This is a genomic window from Maribacter spongiicola, from assembly GCF_004364165.1.
Lineage (GTDB): Bacteria > Bacteroidota > Bacteroidia > Flavobacteriales > Flavobacteriaceae > Maribacter > Maribacter spongiicola.
The window spans coordinates 261,732-279,608 of the sequence record NZ_SOAY01000010.1 but is presented as its reverse complement, the minus strand read 5'-3'; the positions used below and the strand labels follow the sequence as shown (position 1 = coordinate 279,608).

Here is a 17,877-nt window from a genome sequence, read left to right as displayed (position 1 = left end):
AACTATGTATACATTTTTTTATAATACTCTTTATAATCACCAGAGGTAACATGACTTAACCAATCTGAATTATCAAAGTACCAATCTACCGTTAATTGTAGACCTTCTTCAAAAGTCACAGAAGGTTTCCAACCTAACTCCTTATTAACTTTAGTAGCATCAATAGCATATCTTAAATCATGCCCAGGTCTGTCTTTTACGTAGGTTATTAACTTCTCTGATTCACCTTCGGGTCTATTTAATTTTTTGTCCATTACTGTACAAAGTAATTTTACTAAATCAATATTCTGCCATTCATTAAACCCTCCAATATTATACGTATCGTGATTTTTACCTTTATGAAAAACTAAATCAATAGCTCTTGCATGATCTTCCACAAAAAGCCAATCTCGAGTATATTTACCATCGCCATAAACTGGAAGAGATTTATTTTCCATTATATTATTTATGAATAGTGGAATAAGCTTTTCTGGAAAATGATATGGCCCATAGTTATTAGAACAATTGGTAATTACATATGGTAAACCATATGTCTCACCATATGCTCTTACAAAATGGTCAGAACCAGCTTTTGAAGCAGAGTATGGTGAATTTGGATCATATGATGTTGTTTCTGTAAACAAGCCTTCTTCACCCAAAGCACCATAAACTTCATCTGTGCTTACATGATAGAATCGTTTTCCTTCGAAATTATCTTTCCATGTATTTTTAGCAGCATTTAAAAGATTTACAGTACCTATAATATTTGTTCTTACAAAAGCAAGAGGGTCTTTAATAGAACGATCTACATGAGATTCTGCAGCTAAGTGAATTACCCCTTCAAAATCTACATCAACAAACAATTTATTAATAAAACTTTCGTCTACAATATCTCCTTTAATGAATTTATAGTTTGGCAAATCATCAATATCTTTTAAATTTTCAAGGTTACCAGCATAGGTCAATGCATCAAGATTATAAACATTATAATTTGGGTAATTCTTTACAAACCTTCTAACTACATGAGATCCAATAAAACCCGCGCCTCCTGTTATTAATATATTCATACCTAAGTAATTCTTTTTAGTGTATTAATTTTGATTTTTTGTTTAAAAATACCAGTATAGATAGTATGAAAAATAAAGAAACAAATATTATTGGAATCAACACAATGCTTTTTCCAAAAAAGGATTTATGTTCTACTTGAGGTTGACCCAAATTAATCACACTAACCGGTTCTTTACGTTCTTCAAGTTCTAATTTCTTACTTTCAATGTCTCTAATTAACCCAGTTTTATATTCAAATATATCGGCTATGTTAACTTGCTCCTGATTATCTAGAACAATTCTATCATTTGAAGAAGAACTTCCTTTGTTTGCTAACCCTGTAGTATAGTTAGTAATAATTTCATCAACTTGAACCAATAGTTTTTCATTTTCACCGATACGGGCCTTTGCATTACTCTTATACACTTCTAAAAGACCATTGAAATACGTATTTGTATTAATATAGCTCAATATCTTTTCTGCAAATAATTTACCGAAAGCTGCATTTTTGTAATAAAATGTAATTCTATGGTTAAAAGAACTTTTGTTCTGTAACTCTGCCCTAACAATATCTGCTATGGCATCTGTATTTTCAAAACTTTGAAGTAACTCTAAATACTTAATATCACTTTCAGATCCACCTACTTCTGCTACTCTAGATATTTCAATATTTAAACCGTCAAAATCAATATTATCGACACCTATTGACTTAAAAAACAAAGTATCTTTTGATTTAATGTTAGATTGTAATTCACCTACAACATCATATAAATAGTTTTTACTTTCAATTTGAGGTTTAACAATGACCTCTGTTTTATACATCTTAGATATAATTTTATTTAAGCCATAACCAATCGCAAGACCAACAACGACAAGACCAATAAGTAAAAGCATGTTTTTTTTAAGGTATAGAAATACTCTTAAAATCCAACGAAAAACAGCATTAAAGCCCCTTCCTATTAATTGAAATAATTGCCCCAAATCAATTTCATCAGAATTGTTTTGAGTAGACGGTGATTGATTACTTGCCATTATGTATTAAATATTTGCTTCAAAATTTTATCTGTAATAAGATATGTTGGTTTTACTCCTGTTGTACCCAATCCGCCAGAGGCTAGTGTACTTCCGGTTTCTAAAGGGTTATCTGATGCATAATATGCGTAACGCACTTTTACATCTTCACCGATACTCTTTCTAATTTTAGATGCCGACTGTATCGCTTTTTGATAATGCACGCCTTCCATCTCTAAACCAATTACATTCCAAGTTGACTTATGAAAGAACTTCAAAATGTCTTTGTTTTGAAGTGATGTTCCTAAAACAGTCACCATCGTACCTTCAAACACCTCTAAACCATATCCTTCAAAATCTTTAGCACACAATTCATTTTTAAAAGGGTAATTGTCTGCTGTACCTTCAAATATATGTGCTGAAGGAATCATTAAATCTCCTTTTCCACCTTCCAAAATACCTGCTTTTCCCATTATCGAAACAGAATCAACATTTATCAAAGAGGTATTGTTCTTTTTGGTAATATATGGTTTCAATAACTCATCTATTGTTTCATACGCCTGTTCTCCAAATGCGTAATCCATTACAAATATAACGGGTTTTTTATCAACCGCTTGTTCAGAAAATTCATACGAACAGTTGTTTATTTTAATTTTTGCGGTATCAAATATCTGTACGTCTATATTTGTTCCAGAGGTATCATCCATTATAATCATACCATTCTTCTCTGCCAAGTCCGTTACTTTCTTTCTTAGCGCAGCATTACCAGAACTACTAAGTGCTTCAAAAATTTCTAATGAATCTGTATTAGGAAACTCCCTTTTTAGAGCTACCTTGGCAAACAAGGAATTCATAACACTATGCATATTGGCAGAGATTATATGAATTGGCCTATGCATCAGGTTGTTTTTGGTTAAAACCTCCTTTATGTTATTTGCCCACCTTTCACCATGAATATGATGTCCTAATCGTTCTCTTAGCAAAGCACTAAATGTAACAGCTCTTTTCTCTCCCGAGATTTCTTCATCCAAAGCCAGCTTACCTAACCAATAAATGACATTCAAAAACCGATCAGGGTTGCTTTTGCTGTTGAACTTTTTATAAACTTCTAAAATTTCTTCAAAAGACCTGCCTAAAATATTGGCTGTATGTATAAGTGCAATTTCTCGCTCAGCCTGGGTCAGTTCTTCTTTTTGAACCGCAGCTTCAAGTTTAGCCCAATCTCTTATGGTTTTTTCTGTATCTGTTATTAAAACACGCTTACATATTTTTTCAGATTCAATGAATAGAAAAGTTAGGTGCGTAAGAATATCATAGATATCTGAACGACCTCTGGTGATTTCAATATTCATCTGCTCTTCGTCTATACGATAGCAGTTTCTTCTTCTTTTTGGTGGAATGATCGGATTGATATGAGAAATGCCATACCCTTCGTCTGAGGTCAAATTAATAAATGAACATTGTTCAATGCCCTCAGGTAATCTTTCTAAAACGTATATAAGTCCGTTTAATTCAGCTTTTTCTTCTCCTACAGAACCATATATTTCTGGTCGCAACTGCAGTAAAGCATTTTTTAATGCTTCACCAGAAACTCCGTTTGGCTTATAAAAACCTCTATTAAAAAGATGACGCATAGTAATATACATACGCTCTATTGCATTTGTAGACTCTTGCGCTCTTGTTGTTGTAATTGCTTTTCCCATTGATGATTTCAAACGAAATTACGATTTATAATTTGTTATTTAAAAGCTAGCTGCTCTATGCCTTATATTTTGACAGGCTTTCAACTACTTTTCGGTCGTTAGATAGTCGCTGAACTTTATTCTGTCCGCCGAGCTTACCTATCGATTTCATATATTCTAAAAACCCTCCACTTTTAACCGGAGTAACTTTTAAAGTTTGTAACACCTTACCCACAATAAGGTCGTAATAATAACTATTCTGTTTTTGAAGTGCCGAGTCTAATTCTTTTATAAAAAGACCCATATCAGATGGTAGTTTTTCAAATTCTATAAACCACTCGTGATATGGCAATTCATTTTCTTGCGGAGTAATTTGTGGTGCCACAGTAAATTCGCTCACACTGGCATCGGTTGCCTTTGTAGCCGCCAACATGGCCTCTTCTACTTCTTTAGCTATAACATGTTCACCAAACGCAGAAATAAAATGTTTTATACGCCCAGACACTACTATTTTAAAAGGATAGGTTGAAATAAACCGAATGGTATCACCAAGATTATATGCCCATAAGCCGGCATTTGTGGTGATAATCATAACATAATCAACACCAATTTCAACATCTTTTAAAGTAATTCTTTTGGGGTGTTCATCAAAAAATTCATCAGATCGTACAAACTCATAAAATATGCCTGCATCTAACAGCAGTAACATACCTTTTTCGGATTGAGAATTCTGATACGCAAAGAAACCTTCACTGGCCGGAAATAATTCTATACTGGCAACTTTTCTTCCAATTAGTGTTTCGAATTTCTTTCTATATGGTTCGTAATTAACACCTCCATAAATGAAAAGCTCAAAATTTTTGAACAAATCACCTACATACTCATTGGTATTTTCCTTTAGTTTCTCAAAGTACATTTGAACCCAAGAAGGTATACCGGCGATAACGGTCATATCTTCTTTCTTAGTTTCTTCTACTATGGCATTTACTTTAGTTTCCCAATCTTCGATACAATTCGTCTCCCAACTGGGCATTCTATTTTTTTGCAGATAATTAGGCACATAATGCGCTGAAATACCAGAAAGTCGACCCAATTTCACTCCGTTTTTCTCTGTTAAAATCGGACTACCCTGTAAAAAAATCATTTTACCAGTTACGAAATCTGCCTTGCCAGTTTCATGAATGTAGTTAAGAATGGCATTTCTAGATGCTTTTACCTGTTCTTTAATACTACCTTCTGTAATGGGTATATATTTAGCCCCAGAAGTAGTACCAGATGTTTTCGCAAAATATAACGGTTTGCCCGGCCAAAGAACATTTTCTTGTCCATCAACGGCTAAATTCACATACTCTTTAAGTTCTTCGTAATCTCGTATAGGTACTTGAGCTATAAAATCGCTATGCGTTTTAATCGTCTTTAAGTTATGGTCTTTGCCAAACTTTGTCTTACTACCTTTTGCGATAAGTTCTCTAAAAACGTTCTCTTGTGTCTCAATAGGATTATTGACCCACCGATCGGTTCTTTTCGCGATACGGTGTGCAAATATTTTGGCAGCAATAGTCTTTAGTGACATTTCGTTTTAATTAAAGTCGATATAATTTAAAGGATCGATAGGTGTTCCGTTATCCCAAAGTTCAAAATGAAGATGTGGACCTGTTGTAAGCTCGCCTGTATTTCCGACAGCAGCAATAACTTCACCTCCTCTTACAATATTACCTTGATATTTAGATAAAGAACCATTGTGTTTATATACACTTAATAATCCGCCTTCATGTTCAATTATAATTACATATCCGGTGTCTGCCGTCCATTCAGAAAAAATTACAGTGCCGTTCGCAATTGCTTTTACAGGACTGTCTGTTACTGCAGTAATATCTACTGCATAATGCTTTTCATTGGCATTGAAACCCATAGATATTGATCCTGAAACAGGAGTAAACAATACTAAATTTTTCTTGTCAATCGTTCGTTCAAACAAGTTATACTTATCTTCAAGAGCAACTTCTGCCCTTAACAATGAATCTTCTTTTATCGGATTCAAATCTACTGATGCAGGGTCTAATTTGAATTGTTGAAAAAGCGAATCTCTGTTCACAACCGTATTTTCAATATCCCCTTTCAATACCATACGAATATTATCTAAATACTTATTGGTATAATTTAAGGTTCTAACCAAAGAATCTGTCTTATAGGTAAGTTCAGTCGCTTCTCTTTTAAGTCTGGTCGAAGAATAACCCGGTATATATTCTCGAAGAGGTGTAAAAGCGATTAATAAAGTTGTAAGTCCGATTAAGGTGATCATAAAAAGAGATCCTGTAACAAAAACATTAAGCCTACTTAATTTAAAAGAAATTTTCTCTTCAAAAGTACTCTCGTTTAGTATTACCAAACGGTACTTGTGAAGTAGTTTCCTTTTTATTTCTTTTCTTTTCTTGACTTTCTTTTTGGCCATCTTAACAAAGATAAACTTAGAATTTAATTTTAGACCTTCTTTGAAATGATTAATTTAGAAAGAGAGGCTTAACTAGTTACGTTTTGTTATATAATTTTAGTTCATCCAAACTCCTAATTGATTCTTATAATTTCAATCAATAGAATTACTTATTCACTATTTCATTATTTAGGAATATAAAAATACTCTTTAATCAACTTTTACTTAAAGATTAAACATTGTAGTATTTAGGATATCACCATGTAAAAAACAACTTATAAAATCAATACAGTCTCTTTATTGATACATTCGAATTTCCTTTTAACGCATCTAGATTAAACTAACAATCTTAAACATGAGATATTTTAATAGTCATTCCGAAATCATGCATAAGTTAAATAAAACTATAGGCTAAATAGCAGTACTTGTATTTTTAATAGTCCTAGATCTGTTAATTTTCTATTTAATTGAGATATTACATTTATTAATAATTATGCTTGGCATCACTGTTTTGTTGTATTGTTTGCATTTGAAAGCAATGCAAAAAAATATGACCACTCTATCATAAAGCATCATCCAATTTCGGTGCTCACAAATCTGGGATGCTCAGCATATTTGTTCCATATCAACGAATTATAAAGATTACTAATGTAAAGTGACCCCATTCTTTTAATAAAAATCACAATTAAAATACCAAATGGTATTCTATGTCTTATGGCACTAAAACCTAATGCTGATGAATATTATATAATTGGTTGTTCATCAATCTGCTAAAATATCAGTACTTGAAGTTAATATTAGTAGCAAACTAATAACTTTTTAGTATCTTTGAATTCTATTTTAAATTATAGTCTTATGACAATATTATCTACTTTTTTGGCCATAGGCGCTCCACAAATTATATTAGTGGTAGTCGTAATTCTACTATTATTCGGAGGAAAAAAGATTCCGGAACTAATGAGAGGTTTAGGTAGCGGAATAAAAGAATTTAAGGATGCCTCTAAAGAGGATGAAAAACTAGAAGAAAATAAAAAGGATTAAGTAAAATCTTACTTCCAAAATAAAATTTATAAAGCCCTGTATATCAGGGCTTTTTTTGTGGGATAGAAGTCCATGATACAACACTCGCCCATAAATGAAGTGATAGTATGTTTATTTAGATGCATTTTGTCGACTTTTTATAGTGTTGGACGGCAATGAAGCTACTAAATACTATCCATTCACGACAAAAAAACCCTCTTTCACAACAATTAATATTTAGAATATCGCTTTACCGCTAATTTCGTTAGACATATAGTACTAAACAGCCATAACTAACCGTTGGTACTATACTAAAACCCCAGTTGAATTTCTTATTCAACAAAGAATTATGTCTATGAGAAGTGTATTAAATTTATTTTTTCTGGTCTTTATCGTTTTTGCCCAAGCGCAAGATTTTCAAGACGAACTTGAGTCTGAGGTTAATAATACTATTGATAGCTCAGTGGTAAATGAAACTGCGGCAGATGACAAAGAAGCATTTCAAAGGGCAGCAGAAGAGCTGTCTATTCCTTATAGGGCTTTTCATGATATTGAAGAGACCGAAAATGGCTACTATATAATATCTGGCACTTTTTCTAAAAACAAGAATCTTAACTCTCAGGTTAAGAAGCTTAAGAAAAAAGGATTTAACGCAGGGTACTTTCAAAATACTCAAAACCAACTATACTATGTTTATTTAAATCATTATACTTCTTGGGAAGATGCCCTCAACGATTGTTCTACACAATTCAATAATCGTTACGACGACGAAGTTTGGGTATTAAAAATGATCAACAATTATTCATATACTGAATCTGAATCTGAATCTGAGGCATTGACAGAATTGACATCGGTATCAGAAGTTGATACTAAAACACCAGAACTTTCATTAGGTGCCGAAGGTGTGTTTGAAACAGAATTTATACCCGTGGAAGATGTTTCTTATGAAATGCTTTCTTCATCAAAAGAGAATGACCCAGCGGTTAAATCAAAACTTATAAAAAGAGCCGATGAGTATTTTGACAAAATGTGGTATGCAGAAGCAGCTAAAATTTATGAGCAAGCCCTGTCTAAAGGAGAAAAAACATATACCTATGATGTATTGAAAAAAGCGGGAGATGCGCATTATTTTAATACTGATATGGAAAACGCCTACAAATGGTATAACATATTATATACCAAATATGAGTCTGATATGAGTTCAGATTACTTATTTAAATATGCACACTCTCTTAAAGGTATTGGAAATTACAAAAGATCAAAACGTCTATTAAAATTATATAATCGAAAATTAGCTGGCGAAGAGATTGCACAAGATACCGAACAGAATGAAATAGTTTTAGACGGTTTATTGAGAATGGAAGAGAAATTTGATATCGACAACCTGAACATAAATTCAAAATATTCAGAATTCTCACCTATGTATTATGGTGAAGATGAAATGGTTTATGCCTCTGCAAAAGATTCTTCCATATTTACCACGAGAAAATACAAATGGAACAATCAGCCTTATTTAGACTTGTTTGTAGCTAAGGTGAACGAAGAATCGCAAGACTTTAAAAATGCCATTAAATTTTCTAAAAAGATTAATACAAAGTATCATGAGGCATCTGTTGCTTTTTCTCCTGATAATGAAACCATGTATTTTACACGAAACAACTATGGTAAAAAATTAAAGCGTGATAAGAACGGAATCAACCACCTTAAAATTTATCGCTCTAAGAAAGTAAATGGAGAGTGGTTAGAAGCTGAAGAAGTGTCATTTAATAGTGATAGCTATTCTACAGGACACCCTGCCTTAAGTGCAGATGGTAAACAATTATACTTTGTGTCTGATATGCCTGGCAGCATTGGTGAGACAGATATTTTCGTTGTAGATGTTCTTGAAGACGGTTCTTTTTCTTCTCCAAGAAACCTTGGTCCAGAAATTAATACAGAGCATAAAGAAATGTTCCCTTTTATTAATGAAAAGAAACTATACTTCTCATCTGATGGTCATGTAGGCCTAGGAGGATTAGATGTCTTTGAAGTTGCCTTTGACGATGAGGCTGGCTTTTTAGAAGTCCGCAATGTCGGTAAACCTGTAAATAGTAAAAAAGATGATTTTTCTTTTATAGTCGATGAAGAAACCCAAAAAGGATACTTTGCCTCTAACCGTGATGGTGGTAAAGGCGATGATGATATCTATTCATTTAAAACATTACAGCTAGAGGAAATACCAACCAGTATAAATGCTATATCTGGTATAGTAACAGAATTAATTACTGGAGATTTAATGCCAAACGCATTAGTTGAATTACTTGATGAGAACAACATCAAACTTAGAGAAATGGAAACCGATGATACAGGTAACTTTATTTTCGAAGATTTAGATGCCGATACTAGATATGTATTGAAAACAACTAAAGGCAGCTATTTTGATGACACTAGAGAAGCTGCTACAAAAGATAACGAGATTGTTAATGTAGATGTATCAATGAGAAAACTTAATGATATGATCGCTGTAGAGAATGGCATTAAGAAGCTTAAGACAGAGATGATTCACTTTAACTTTGATAAATCATACATACGAGACGATGCAGCTGTAGAACTTAATAAGCTAGTAGAAGTAATGAACGACTCGCCTAACATGGTCATTAAAATTGAATCTCATACCGATTCAAGAGGTGATGACGTTTATAACAAATACTTATCTGACAAGCGTGCCAAATCTACAAGAGACTATATCATAGCGCAAGGTATTGATCCAAGTAGAATTGAAAGTGCAATCGGGTACGGTGAAGAACAACTGATAAATGATTGTGATGGTACTGTTCGCTGTACAGAAGAACAACATTACCTAAACCGTAGATCAGAGTTTATTATCGTAGATATGTAATATAAAATAACATCAATTAAAAGGCCCGCTAAATAGCGGGCCTTTTGTCTTATAAAACATATAAGTTGTTGTAACAATAAAAAGTCAAATGATTCTTCCTAAATCGACCAAAACTGCGTTCTATTTATCTGTGATTTTATACGTTATGCCGATTTTCTAAACCACTTAGAACATGCAGTTTATCTATCATTTTTACAGTTGATAGATAACGATATCAACCCACTTCATTTTATAGAATAATTTGCCCTTTTAACTAATCTTTTCAATAAAGGCATTAAGATTGAACATCTTTACTCACAAGAACTCCTAAATCATTGAACATGGAAAAAATTACTTTAGTTAAAGAAATATACATTGAAGCCTTTAGAAACTGGAAAAGTTTCATTCTGGAACATTATTTTAAAATCTTTTCTTGGTTATGTTTTATATTGATTGCTTATGCCTCATATGCTTTAATCTTTAGGGTATCTACAGGCTTTTCTTTTAGCAATTTATAATACACACCATAATAGCGTTTGTAATAAAACAACAAACCTATTTCACATAAAAAAGGCTCAGGAAATTCCTGAGCCTTTTACTTTTTATAAAACCAAATTAAATTAGTTATTTGTTTTGTTCATTAACATTGAACCGCACAGATTTCATAATTGCTTCTAGCTCGAACATGTAATCCCTTTTTTGGGTTGCAGGCGCAAAAACAAATCCTTCTAATATTAATTTGCGGTTGTTTTCTTTATCGTTAATTATATAGGTCAAAAAAGGACCAGCCATAGGATAAGCGGACATTTCCCAAATTCCCCTTACTTCTGCCGCTTTATTTCCTGAAATCTCAGCAGGGAAGACATATGGAGAAAAAGCTTTTTCTGTAATCATATGGTTTTGCTTGCCGGGTATATCTTCACCTCCAATATAAAGACTGCCAATAGAATCGCGCATTTTTATAATATCTTGTACAAAAGTAGAATCGTTCTTGAAACTATCCCATGGCATGGTGTATGCGATAATATTCATGTTTCCCTTCTGAATTTGACGGTCAATCCACACAAAGTTATCTTCTTCTCTACCAACTCTGTATATAGAAGGTATTTTCATTGAAATATCAAACTTGTCCTCTAACGCCTTTTCTTTATTTAAAGACTTCTCAAAACGCTTTTGTGCCTTACCAATTTCCAATGCCTTAAAATCGGCAATAAACTCTGGTGCGGTTTTATGGATATTTGCTATTAACTCTTCTTTATTCAAACCTTTGATGACACCTACCTTCTGTGGCTTGGCATACATGTTGTTTTTCATGTGCGCAACATTTAGGGTGTCTTCCATAACATACAGCACAGAACTGGTATTACGTATGGCACCGGAAAAAATTTGCTGTGGAATTTGTGTAACGCTAAAAAGAGCTTCATCCCAAGTTAGGCCTTGGGCAGCGGCTGTATAGTTTTCACGGATAGCATCACCTACACTACTATTCCAAAGGTCGTTATCAATAACCACTGTTAAGGTATTCATAGCGCCTACAGATTCTGGTAAGTAGTCTGCTTTGCCCTCTTCTTTACAGGCAATTGACAATCCTAAAATTGCCATAAAACAAAGTAAAATTCTTTTTTTCATTGGTGTTTTAATTTACGATGAACAGTCGCACAATTTAAGTTTTGTGCCTAGCTTTAAGTTATTACCACTAATACCGTTCCACTTTCGTAAATTTTCAATAGTTACACCCGGATATTTTCTAGAAATTGTCCATAAAGAGTCTCCGCTTCTAACTTCATGTGTTTTAGAATTACTGGCAACAGCAGTTCTAGTAGGTGTTTCCTTAGGTTTTACAGAAGAACTAGAGTTGTGTTTAGGGTAAATGGTTAATCGTTGCCCAATACGTAAATTATTACTTCGTAGTCCGTTCCATTGTTTTATCTGGCTAACACGAACACCATAACGCTCTGCAATTTTGCCAAGAAAATCGCCATCTCTGACCCTGTATTGAATACTATTCTTATCTGCTTGTTTGGTAATCTCGGCAAGCGGACTTTCTTTACTTGCCAATTCTTTTTTTACATGGGCGTAAATAGCTTCTTCATTTGCTACAAATTTTCCCATTTTATGAACCGGTAATCGTAATGCATGTATTTTTCCTTCTACAAAAGGTATAACGTCTAACTTATAAGAAGGGTTCAATACTTGAATCTCTTCCTTATTAATACCGGTCATTTCAGAAATCTGATCAAAAGTAATCAGTCCTTTTACATGAATGGTATCTGTCTCAAAATACGCGCGATCTGCTTTCTTAGATTTTAAGCCATGCTCTTCTGCATATTCAAAAATATACATGGTAGCTTGAAAAGCTGGTACATAACCTGCAGTCTCTCTTGGTAGATTCTTTCTGATATTCCAATAATTACGTTGTCCGCCACTGCGGCGTATTGCTTTGTTTACGTTACCCGGTCCAGAATTATAGGCTGCCAAGGCTAAATCCCAATCATCATATATTCTATGTAATCTATTTAGGTAATTAGCTGCAGCTGTGGTAGATTTTATTGGATCACTACGCTCATCAACATAACTATTGATGTTCAATTTCATTTCTTTACCGGTACCATACATAAATTGCCATAGTCCGGTTGCGCCTACTCTAGAACGTGCTTTCGGATTTAAGGCAGATTCAACTATAGACAAGTATTTCATTTCTAAAGGAATGTTCTTGTTGTCAAATTCTTGTTCAAATAAAGGAAAGTAAAACTGACTAATGGTAAGCATACGCTCCATTAACCCTCTTTTTCTAGTTAAAAATGATCTAATAACGCTTTCTAAAGATGTATTGTATTCAACATTGAAGGGTGTTTTAGCATTCATTTTTGCTAAACGCATTTTTAAAGTATCTGTAGGTAGGTCTAAAACGAAAGTAGAAACTGTATCGAGTTCTATTACCTCTTCGTACATTTCATTGAAGAGCGGAGCCGCATCTACAAGTTCTTTCATCCAAAGGCTATCGAATTTTGCAGCTAACTCATGATCTTGAAGATTATAAGAAGAAGATTCTGTTGGCTTGAACAACGTTAACTTTTCGGTCGCAGAGCCTTGCACAATATCCATCTGCGCTATGGGCACCACGTTGTTTAATGAGTCATTAACAGCTGTAGTGTTACTATTCAGAGAATCTACTGCCTTTACTATAGGATTCTTTTGTTGGGCCAATGTTAACATTGGCACCAAGGCTAATCCTAAAAAACAACAAAAATTATAGGCTACTTTATTCATAATGGGGTAAAATACATTAACGGAACAAACGAAAATCGCACATTTTTTAATGAGAATAAAATAAATTCTCTTAAAATGCACAAATTTTCGTCATACGCCGTTTATCGATAACCCCTGTACTACGCTAATATCGCAGCGATCCCTGGTAATGTTTTTCCTTCTAAACTTTCTAACATTGCGCCTCCGCCTGTTGATACATAACTAACTTTATTTTCAAAGCCAAATTGTTTCACCGCCGCAACCGAATCTCCTCCGCCAACTAAAGAGAAAGAACCTTCTTTTGTAGCTTCGGCGATATAGTTACCTATAGCAATGGTACCAGCAGCAAATTTCTCCATTTCAAAAACTCCGATTGGTCCGTTCCAAAGAATTGTTTTAGAAGCTAAAATCACTTTTTTGAAATTTTGAAGTGTATCTGGTCCGGCATCCAAACCTTGCCATCCGTCAGGTATTTTGTCTACATCAACCACTTGTGTATTTGCATTGGCATCAAAAGCATCGGCAGCAATTACATCTACAGGTATATGAACATTTACACCTTTCTCTTTGGCCTGCTTAAGAATTTCCATAGCAAGATCTATCTTATCATCTTCACAAATAGAATCTCCCACTTTACCACCTTGGGCTTTTATAAAAGTATACGTCATACCACCACCGATAATAAGGTCGTCGATTTTATCAAGTATATTTTCAATAATCGTAATTTTAGAAGAAACTTTTGCTCCCCCAAGAATCGCCAATACAGGTTTTTCGCCAGTAGCCATAACTTTATCGATCGCTTCTATTTCTTTAGCCAATAAATAGCCGAAACATTTAGCCTCTGGAAAAAATTTCGCGACAACAGTTGTAGATGCATGTGCACGGTGAGCCGTACCAAAAGCATCATTCACGTATATATCACCTAGTTGTGAAAGCTTTTCTGCGAAAGCTTCATCACCTTTTTCTTCTTCACTATGAAATCTAAGGTTCTCTAATAAAAGTACTTCACCACTTTTTAAATCGGCTACCGCTTTTTTAGCTACTTCACCTACACAATCCGAAACGAACTTTACGGTTACACCTATAGCATCAGAAACAGCATCTACGATATGACTTAAAGATAAATCAGCATTAGATTTACCGTCTGGCCTGCCCAAATGACTCATAAGCACCGCGCTACCGCCATCTTCCAACACTTTTATAATTGTAGGCTTAGCCGCCTCAATTCTAGAGTTATCTGTTACTTCAAACTTATCGTTTAATGGAACATTGAAGTCCACTCTTATTAAGGCCTTTTTATTGTCAAAATTGAAGTCGTTCAATACTTTCATGTGATTTTCCTTTTGTTAAGTAACAAATGTAAAGATTAAAAGGCTTTTGATAAAGAGCTAAATAGGATAATTTACACCCAATACCATTAAATTTGTTGTGCTTTAAACAACTATATTTGAATCTATGTTATTCAATGAAATTTTAGGACTTTCACATATTAAAAAACACCTGGCATCTAGTGCCGATGCAGGTAGAATACCACATGCGCAATTATTTGTTGGTCCAGAAGGCTGCGGTCTATTGCCAATGGCGTTAGCTTATGCACAATATATTATATGCCAAAACGTAAACGGAGAAAACAGTGGTGGTAATGAAGCTTGCAATTTAAAGTTCAATTCATTTGCCCACCCCGACGTTCATTTTGCTTTTCCTGTTTCCAATTCAGACAAAGTAAAATCTCATGCAGTAAGCAACCATTACATGAAAGAATGGCGAGAATTTATTATTGACCAACCTTACGGAAATCTTTTTGACTGGTATCGCCATATTGAAATAGAAAAAAAACAGGGACAAATTGGTGTAGATGAAGCCCAAGATATTGTAAAAAAACTATCCTTAAAAAGTTATGAGGGAGGATACAAGGTGATGTTAATTTGGATGGCTGAAAAAATGAACACCGCAGCTTCGAACAAATTATTGAAGCTAATAGAAGAGCCGCCAGATAAAACCATCTTTTTGCTGCTGTGTGAAGACGAAGAGCAAATTATACAAACTATAAAATCTAGATGCCAAGTAGTTCATTTTCCACCTTTGGCAGAAGATGCTATTGCCTCTGCCTTAACTGAAAAAGGTGCTAGCAAGCCAGAAGCAATGCTATTGGCTCATGAAGCGAACGGTAATTACAATAAGGCACTTGATCTTTTAAACAAGGATTCTGAAGATTTAGTTTTTGAAAATTGGTTTGTACAATGGGTTCGCACCGCTTTTAAAGCAAAAGGGAACAAAGCCGCAATTCATGAATTGTTATTATGGAGTGAAGAAGTTGCTAAAACCGGCAGAGAAACGCAAAAGAACTTTCTAAGCTACTGTATTACGGTTATGAGACAGGCGCTAATGATCAATTATGGCGCTGAAGAACTTGCGTATCTAAAAATTCATGCCGAAGGATTTCAATTAAAGAAATTTGCACCTTTTGTACATGAAAACAACATTTTAGATATCACTAAAGAGCTGGAAGATGCGATTTACCATGTGGAGAGAAATGGTAATTCTAAAATTATATTTACCGATTTATCTATTAAACTAACTAGACTGCTTCATAGAAAAAAGTCTGAACTTAAATAAACCACCATGAATACCTTATTGAATAATGCCACAGAGATTTTATTACTATTGTTTTTAGTTATTACCTTTTTACAAAGCGGATTTGATAAAATTACAGATTGGAACGGGAATATCTCTTGGTTAAAAGAACACTTCTCTAAAACCCCCTTTAAAAACATAGTGCCATTATTGGTTGGTATTATTTTGGTTACCGAAGTAGTTGCCGGCTTACTATGTGTAGTTGGAGTATATCAAATACTAAGCACGGGAGAAACTAGCACTGCGCTATATGGCGCAATATTATCGAGTATAACATTGCTTATGCTTTTGTTCGGACAGCGAATTGCTAAAGATTACGAAGGTGCAAAAACCATTGCCGTCTATTTTATTCCGACGATTCTTCTTGTATTTCTACTTCAAGCATAAAGAACATAAAATTATACAAAACAAAAAACCCTTCTATTAGAAGGGTTTTGGAGGCATCGAGCGGATTCGAACCGCTGTACAAGCTTTTGCAGAGCTGCGCCTAGCCACTCGGCCACGATGCCATTTTTTAGCGAGAGCAAAAATAAACAATTATACTAATCTAAGCTGCATTAAAAACCAAGAAATTATATTTATTTAAGGTCGGATGGATTACTGTACCGATTGTCCTCTTTGTAAGTTCAATGAAACCGTTACCTTTTGAACATCTCCGTTTATAGGCGGATTGATTTTAGAAACAGAAACCATTGCATTATCTACGGTAGGCAGTTCAATAAAAATTCGGTCGATTATTCTTTTGGCTACATGCTCTAATAACTTAGAAGGGATTGCCATCTCTTGTTTTACGATCCTGTTGATATGTACATAGTCAACAGTATCTTTTAACTGATCGGAAACTGAGGCTTTTAATAAATTTGTGTCTACTGATACGTTGACCAAATAATCACTGCCAATATTGGTTTCTTGAGGCAAACACCCGTGGTGGGCATATGCTTTGATATTCTCTAATTGTACTTTACCCATTCGTTATATTCTGGAGATCAAATTTAATGAATCTCCATGAAGGATTAATACGTACAACGACAATTACTGATCCCTTGAAATAAATCTACCCCTAGAGTGATGACATGCGTACCAGAACTATAGCCAAGAAGTTCGTTAAGAATAACTTGATAAGAATATCCGAAGTAAAAATTACTTTTCTTTAAACCTGCGATAGGAGCGATATAAAGCGGATTACCAATTTGATCATTCAAGAAACGATAATTAATACCTGCGTAAAAATAATCTTCAAAATCATAAAATCTGAATTTCAAGTTTAAATCGGTAACAGAACGCCCGTCACTTTCAAACAATTGAAACAACACAGAAGGTTCTATTTCCATCTTGCTGGTTCTTTTCTTCATGTATCTGTAACCTGTATACACGTAATAGTTTCTTAATCTATTTGGCTCGTATAAAGCGTTGAAATTACTTAAATCTTTATCTAAAACATTTGAAGCGTTGATACTGAAATAAAATTTGTCATATCTGTATAGTGCCCCAATATCAAAGTTATGGTTTGTAGTCGCTTTATCGCCTACATACGCAGGATCTGCAATTAGATCAGGATTCGTATTATCAATTCTAAACTGGTTAAAATTATACGAGATACCGAATGATAAAAACTCATCATCGTAACGATCTAACGTAAGGTGATGCGCAAATGAAAAGCGAGCGCCCTGTTGCTTGGTTTCACCATTACTATCATTATACAATAACATACCAATACCAGATTTTTCACCAATACGCATATCGGCTGCTAAAGACTGTGTATCGGGTGCATCTTTAATGCCAACCCATTGGGTAAGTCCGTTAAGTCTTATTTTAACGTGGTCGCCGATACCTGCATAGGTAGGTGACATTACAAAGGGATTATCGGCAAGGTATTGCGATAATTGAGGTATCGTAAGCTCTTGTCCTTTTAGGGAAAGTACGCTTATAAATAATACCAGTGTTAAAAGACTGTTCCGCATCATCAT

Annotated in this window: 15 protein-coding genes and 1 tRNA gene; 5 read left to right on the top strand and 11 right to left on the bottom strand. The window is 34.1% G+C overall.

Annotated elements, in window-relative coordinates; genetic code table 11:
• Positions 1-2 precede the first annotated feature (2 nt).
• Genes rfbB through CLV90_RS01825 form a run of 5 tightly spaced genes read right to left on the bottom strand, consistent with a single transcriptional unit; the run spans position 3 to position 6,171 of the window.
• The gene (gene rfbB, locus CLV90_RS01845; RefSeq protein ID WP_133685822.1) at positions 3-1,046 is read right to left on the bottom strand and encodes a dTDP-glucose 4,6-dehydratase; all 1,044 of its coding nucleotides are present in this window, start codon (positions 1,044-1,046) and stop codon (positions 3-5) included.
• Positions 1,047-1,062: 16 nt separating this feature from the next.
• Positions 1,063-2,058 (bottom strand): hypothetical protein, encoded by a 996-nt coding sequence (locus tag CLV90_RS01840; protein WP_133685821.1) that lies wholly within the window; start codon positions 2,056-2,058, stop codon positions 1,063-1,065.
• Positions 2,058-3,740 (bottom strand): DUF6909 family protein, encoded by a 1,683-nt coding sequence (locus CLV90_RS01835; RefSeq protein ID WP_133685820.1) that lies wholly within the window; start codon positions 3,738-3,740, stop codon positions 2,058-2,060. Before CLV90_RS01835 ends, CLV90_RS01840 begins: the two co-directional genes overlap by 1 nt.
• 55 nt (positions 3,741-3,795) lie before the next feature.
• Entirely contained in the window at positions 3,796-5,292 is a 1,497-nt protein-coding gene (locus tag CLV90_RS01830) for a GH3 auxin-responsive promoter family protein (RefSeq protein WP_133685819.1), read from the bottom strand.
• A 6-nt stretch (positions 5,293-5,298) separates the two neighbouring features.
• Positions 5,299-6,171, bottom strand: coding sequence for a M23 family metallopeptidase (locus CLV90_RS01825; RefSeq protein ID WP_133685818.1), 873 nt, complete (start codon positions 6,169-6,171; stop codon positions 5,299-5,301).
• Positions 6,172-7,005: 834 nt separating this feature from the next.
• On the opposite strand from CLV90_RS01825, the gene tatA reads away from it, so the two are divergent.
• The 3 genes from tatA to CLV90_RS19565 all read left to right on the top strand — a co-directional run bounded on the left by tatA (position 7,006) and on the right by CLV90_RS19565 (position 10,545).
• The gene (gene tatA, locus CLV90_RS01820; protein ID WP_133685817.1) at positions 7,006-7,191 is read left to right on the top strand and encodes a twin-arginine translocase TatA/TatE family subunit; all 186 of its coding nucleotides are present in this window, start codon (positions 7,006-7,008) and stop codon (positions 7,189-7,191) included.
• 334 nt (positions 7,192-7,525) lie between these two features.
• Positions 7,526-10,048, top strand: coding sequence for an OmpA family protein (locus CLV90_RS01815; protein WP_133685816.1), 2,523 nt, complete (start codon positions 7,526-7,528; stop codon positions 10,046-10,048).
• 320 nt (positions 10,049-10,368) lie between these two features.
• On the top strand, positions 10,369-10,545 hold the full coding sequence (locus CLV90_RS19565) for a DUF6747 family protein (RefSeq protein ID WP_338089438.1): 177 nt from the start codon (positions 10,369-10,371) through the stop codon (positions 10,543-10,545).
• A gap of 106 nt (positions 10,546-10,651) precedes the next feature.
• On the opposite strand, the gene CLV90_RS01810 is transcribed toward CLV90_RS19565, so the two are convergent.
• The 3 genes from CLV90_RS01810 to CLV90_RS01800 all read right to left on the bottom strand — a co-directional run bounded on the left by CLV90_RS01810 (position 10,652) and on the right by CLV90_RS01800 (position 14,607).
• Entirely contained in the window at positions 10,652-11,656 is a 1,005-nt protein-coding gene (locus CLV90_RS01810) for a DUF4837 family protein (RefSeq protein ID WP_133685815.1), read from the bottom strand.
• A 12-nt stretch (positions 11,657-11,668) separates the two neighbouring features.
• Positions 11,669-13,297: a LysM peptidoglycan-binding domain-containing protein gene (locus CLV90_RS01805; RefSeq protein WP_243835244.1), complete on the bottom strand. Its 1,629-nt coding sequence runs from the start codon at positions 13,295-13,297 to the stop codon at positions 11,669-11,671.
• Between the two features lie 119 nt (positions 13,298-13,416).
• Entirely contained in the window at positions 13,417-14,607 is a 1,191-nt protein-coding gene (locus CLV90_RS01800) for a phosphoglycerate kinase (protein ID WP_133685814.1), read from the bottom strand.
• Positions 14,608-14,731: 124 nt separating this feature from the next.
• Between CLV90_RS01800 and CLV90_RS01795 the strand changes: the two genes are divergently transcribed.
• On the top strand, positions 14,732-15,892 hold the full coding sequence (locus tag CLV90_RS01795; protein WP_133685813.1) for a DNA polymerase III subunit: 1,161 nt from the start codon (positions 14,732-14,734) through the stop codon (positions 15,890-15,892).
• A 6-nt stretch (positions 15,893-15,898) separates the two neighbouring features.
• On the top strand, positions 15,899-16,297 hold the full coding sequence (locus CLV90_RS01790; RefSeq protein ID WP_133685812.1) for a DoxX family membrane protein: 399 nt from the start codon (positions 15,899-15,901) through the stop codon (positions 16,295-16,297).
• A gap of 48 nt (positions 16,298-16,345) precedes the next feature.
• Here CLV90_RS01790 and CLV90_RS01785 read toward each other — a convergent pair.
• From CLV90_RS01785 to CLV90_RS01775, 3 genes are all read right to left on the bottom strand, one after another.
• Positions 16,346-16,419 (bottom strand) — tRNA-Cys (locus tag CLV90_RS01785).
• An 88-nt stretch (positions 16,420-16,507) separates the two neighbouring features.
• Positions 16,508-16,879, bottom strand: coding sequence for a dihydroneopterin aldolase (gene folB / locus CLV90_RS01780; RefSeq protein ID WP_133685811.1), 372 nt, complete (start codon positions 16,877-16,879; stop codon positions 16,508-16,510).
• A 44-nt stretch (positions 16,880-16,923) separates the two neighbouring features.
• Positions 16,924-17,874, bottom strand: a complete 951-nt coding sequence (locus CLV90_RS01775) for a PorP/SprF family type IX secretion system membrane protein (RefSeq protein ID WP_456237896.1) — start codon at positions 17,872-17,874, stop codon at positions 16,924-16,926.
• Positions 17,875-17,877 lie beyond the last annotated feature (3 nt).

What these genes read in the sequence shown, in the direction of transcription:
- rfbB (WP_133685822.1), bottom strand. Translation starts at nt 1,046, where the DNA reads ATGAATATATTAATAACAGGAGGCGCGGGTTTTATTGGATCTCATGTA.
- CLV90_RS01840 (WP_133685821.1), bottom strand. Translation starts at nt 2,058, where the DNA reads ATGGCAAGTAATCAATCACCGTCTACTCAAAACAATTCTGATGAAATT.
- CLV90_RS01835 (WP_133685820.1), bottom strand. Translation starts at nt 3,740, where the DNA reads ATGGGAAAAGCAATTACAACAACAAGAGCGCAAGAGTCTACAAATGCA.
- CLV90_RS01830 (WP_133685819.1), bottom strand. Translation starts at nt 5,292, where the DNA reads ATGTCACTAAAGACTATTGCTGCCAAAATATTTGCACACCGTATCGCG.
- CLV90_RS01825 (WP_133685818.1), bottom strand. Translation starts at nt 6,171, where the DNA reads ATGGCCAAAAAGAAAGTCAAGAAAAGAAAAGAAATAAAAAGGAAACTA.
- tatA (WP_133685817.1), top strand. Translation starts at nt 7,006, where the DNA reads ATGACAATATTATCTACTTTTTTGGCCATAGGCGCTCCACAAATTATA.
- CLV90_RS01815 (WP_133685816.1), top strand. Translation starts at nt 7,526, where the DNA reads ATGAGAAGTGTATTAAATTTATTTTTTCTGGTCTTTATCGTTTTTGCC.
- CLV90_RS19565 (WP_338089438.1), top strand. Translation starts at nt 10,369, where the DNA reads ATGGAAAAAATTACTTTAGTTAAAGAAATATACATTGAAGCCTTTAGA.
- CLV90_RS01810 (WP_133685815.1), bottom strand. Translation starts at nt 11,656, where the DNA reads ATGAAAAAAAGAATTTTACTTTGTTTTATGGCAATTTTAGGATTGTCA.
- CLV90_RS01805 (WP_243835244.1), bottom strand. Translation starts at nt 13,297, where the DNA reads ATGAATAAAGTAGCCTATAATTTTTGTTGTTTTTTAGGATTAGCCTTG.
- CLV90_RS01800 (WP_133685814.1), bottom strand. Translation starts at nt 14,607, where the DNA reads ATGAAAGTATTGAACGACTTCAATTTTGACAATAAAAAGGCCTTAATA.
- CLV90_RS01795 (WP_133685813.1), top strand. Translation starts at nt 14,732, where the DNA reads ATGTTATTCAATGAAATTTTAGGACTTTCACATATTAAAAAACACCTG.
- CLV90_RS01790 (WP_133685812.1), top strand. Translation starts at nt 15,899, where the DNA reads ATGAATACCTTATTGAATAATGCCACAGAGATTTTATTACTATTGTTT.
- folB (WP_133685811.1), bottom strand. Translation starts at nt 16,879, where the DNA reads ATGGGTAAAGTACAATTAGAGAATATCAAAGCATATGCCCACCACGGG.
- CLV90_RS01775 (WP_456237896.1), bottom strand. Translation starts at nt 17,874, where the DNA reads ATGATGCGGAACAGTCTTTTAACACTGGTATTATTTATAAGCGTACTT.